This window comes from Pseudarthrobacter sp. MDT1-56 (assembly GCF_059383555.1).
In genome coordinates, this window is record NZ_JBWZCK010000034.1 from 1 (window position 1) to 2973 (window position 2973).

At 62.9% G+C, this 2973-nt stretch carries 3 protein-coding genes and 1 tRNA gene; 1 reads left to right on the forward strand and 3 read right to left on the reverse strand.

Annotation, left to right across the window (positions count from 1 at the left end):
• Window positions 1-1093: 1093 nt before the first annotated feature.
• A tRNA-Leu gene (locus AC50YC_RS19735) sits at window positions 1094-1175 on the reverse strand.
• Between the two features lie 205 nt (window positions 1176-1380).
• On the opposite strand from AC50YC_RS19735, the gene AC50YC_RS19740 reads away from it, so the two are divergent.
• Complete coding sequence (locus tag AC50YC_RS19740) at window positions 1381-1986, forward strand: ANTAR domain-containing response regulator (protein ID WP_024368455.1); 606 nt, start codon at window positions 1381-1383, stop codon at window positions 1984-1986.
• Window positions 1987-2051: 65 nt separating this feature from the next.
• Here the strand turns inward: AC50YC_RS19740 and AC50YC_RS19745 are convergent, their stop codons facing one another.
• Window positions 2052-2435: a DUF202 domain-containing protein gene (locus tag AC50YC_RS19745; protein WP_494954965.1), complete on the reverse strand. Its 384-nt coding sequence runs from the start codon at window positions 2433-2435 to the stop codon at window positions 2052-2054.
• Window positions 2435-2803: a YidH family protein gene (locus AC50YC_RS19750; RefSeq protein WP_494954966.1), complete on the reverse strand. Its 369-nt coding sequence runs from the start codon at window positions 2801-2803 to the stop codon at window positions 2435-2437. Before AC50YC_RS19750 ends, AC50YC_RS19745 begins: the two co-directional genes overlap by 1 nt.
• Window positions 2804-2973: the final 170 nt, after the last annotated feature.

Sequence of the window (2973 nt, forward strand, 5' to 3'; positions counted from 1 at the left end):
AGCTGAACCCACCGCTTCAGCGCGGTCACGGAGATCCCCAGTTCGGGGGCAACTGAGGCGGGCGAACGGCCAGAGGAAATGACGAGATTCACGGCATCGGCCTAGAACTCATCGGAATAACTGGGACGGGAAGACATGGGCACAATCCTTTCAAACTGTGTCTCACATCAGTAGTACACCTCAGGGCAACCCGGATGAGACCCAATTGCTGTGGTCAGCTCCTCGTGACATCGCCCGGATGCACGGGGAGTAACTGTCAAATCATCCAGCCAGCACTGACCGTTGTCCGGCTCAGCTCGTAATCATCAAGGGCCCTTGAAGCCGTATGACGCCTCCCGGGGCGAGAATGCCCCTCCAGCCTTTATCCTTGACGCGCGACATCCAATCTGACGCGACATGCCAGCGCCATTCTGAACTGCGAAATAGCCGCCAAACGGAGTTAACAGTCACACTAAGTCGCAAGCGTGCCATCGCCGGGACGCTCGACGAGGAAGAATGCGCTGCAGGCTACGACAGAGTGTTAGTTCCGGGGAACTTTTGCACCACCGGCCCCCACCTCGACACGGTCGAGTCCCTCTTCGCTGTCTGTTGATCCACCTTAAATGATGAATGCGGAGACGGGCTAAGGGGTGGGAAGGCCATGGCGGGTCTCACCAATTCCTACAAATCGCCCCGGAGGCCGGCCCCGCCCGCCGACTGGCCACGCTCAGCGACCTCATGAATCAGCGCCGGATCAGTGGCCATGTCATGCCGTTCCCCCCGCAGACCTGCATGAACAGGTATCAGAGCGGAAAATCCGGACCGGCCGCAACTCTGGGTCGATCTAGAGAATATTCAGCAAATCATGTTGTGAGCGGCCCTGGCCACCATGAAGTGGTGAACGCGAAAAGCCCAACGGAGGGACGAACGAGGATGAACACCCATAAGAGACCCAGCAGGGCGGTAGCCAGCCCGCCGTAGTCAGCCGCTCCCCCCCACAGCCGAATAGGCCGTTCCGGGACCCCACACACCCGGAACATCAGATCAGAGGCGAGGGTGTGCACAATGTGCACGCGAAATAGCAATAATAAGCCCCTGAACTGCCGAAACACTGTGCCCGAGGTGGGACTCGAACCCACACACCTTTCGATACCGCATTTTGAGTGCGGCGCGTCTGCCAATTCCGCCACTCGGGCGCGGAGTACACCGGTGTCATAATCGCCCCACCACAGTGCTGTGAGCAACGCGATCGCTTCCAGTGCGCGAAATTACTCTACATGCAGATAGGCTGAATTCCAGAATCGCGCCAGTGACGCCGCATCGAACCAAACCGGTCCAAGTACAGCAGCGGTGACAACCTAAGATGGTCTCGTTCCCGCCGTACCTTTCCAAGGAGTTCCCGTGTCAGAACAGACGGAGTCAAACCCCACGTCCAAGCCGGCGCGCCGCGTGGTCGTCGCCGAGGACGAGACCCTCATCCGGCTCGACATCATCGAGATCCTGCGCGGCGAGGGCTACGACGTCGTCGGCGAGGCGGACAACGGCGAGAAGGCCGTGCAGCTGGCCGAAGAACTCAAGCCGGACCTGGTCCTGATGGACGTCAAGATGCCCGTCATGGACGGCATCTCCGCCGCGGAGAAGATCGTGAAGGCCCGGATCGCCCCCGTGGTCCTGCTGACCGCGTTCAGCCAGAAGGAACTCGTCGAACGCGCCCGCGACGCCGGCGCCATGGCGTACGTGGTCAAGCCGTTCACCCCCGCGGATCTCATCCCCGCCCTGGAAATCGCGCTCTCCCGCCACGAGGAAATCAAGGCCCTCGAAAGTGAAGTGACCGACCTGCAGGAGCAGTTCGCCACCCGCAAGCTCGTGGAGCGTGCCAAGAGCCTACTGACTACCAAGATGGGCCTGACGGAGCCGGAGGCGTTCCGCTGGATCCAGAAGACCTCGATGGATCGTCGCCTCAGCATGCGCGAGGTCGCCGAGACCATCATCAACCAGGTCAACTAGAACGTATCTCCGCCGGTTCCGGGATGGCCACGCACCTGTGGCATCCCGGAACCGGCGGACTAGGTTTATTGGGCTAAGTGCTCGCTGAGGCGCACAGCGGCAACGAGCGCCATGAGCCCGCCGGCAATGGTGGCCCCGGCCATCAAGGCTGGCAAGACTCCCCCGCCCAGGGCCACCCTGTCGCTCTCGGATGAGATCAGGATCGTGTGGATCCGGCGGTATCGCCGGTGCGTGAAAAGTAGCGCGATGAATGCTACTCCGGCGACCAGCGCGGCCGGTATAAGCGCCCATAAGCCCAGCACTTCGGGCAGGATGCGCAGCGCTGCCAGCGACGCGACGGCGACCGCCAGCGCCGTCCTGCGCCAGGCCAGCGCGGTCCTTTCCGGCTGCAGGCCTGCGTCGTAGGGCCGGTGACTCCGGCCGGGTGAGTTCCCAGGACCGCCGGCCATCAGGCGAGGACAACCCCGAGGAAAACCAGGATCCCCGCCACGGAAACGGCTGCCCCGATCGGGAAAGTAAGATGCGCGGCCGGCAGCGTCTGATCGAGGCGCAGCGCGCGTTCGATCTGTATCCAGCCGAACCAGGCCTGCACGGGCGCGGCGATCCCGGCGACAATAAGGACAATTGAGGCCGAAAGGCGCAACCCGTCCTGCAGGTTCAGTCCGAGTGCCTCCAAGGCGACGCCGCTGGCAATCAGAGCCAGGGACGTCCGGATCCAGGCCAGGAAGGTGCGTTCATTGGCCATGCTGAACCGGGCGTCCGGATCGGATCCTTGGGAGAACAGGGCTGCGGGAAATCGTTTCGTGGCGTCGGTCATGGCGCTTTCTGGTTGCTGGGACCCGAAGGGCGGCTGCGCGGCTGGCTGCCACCGCTGCTCCCCCGCGGGTTGGGACGAAGTGTGGCGGCGGCCCTGGTGTTCAGGGCCGCCGCCAGGGGTGTCAGTCAGGTGTTGACTAGTTGGCGGGGACGGTTTCGCGGGTCTGCTGG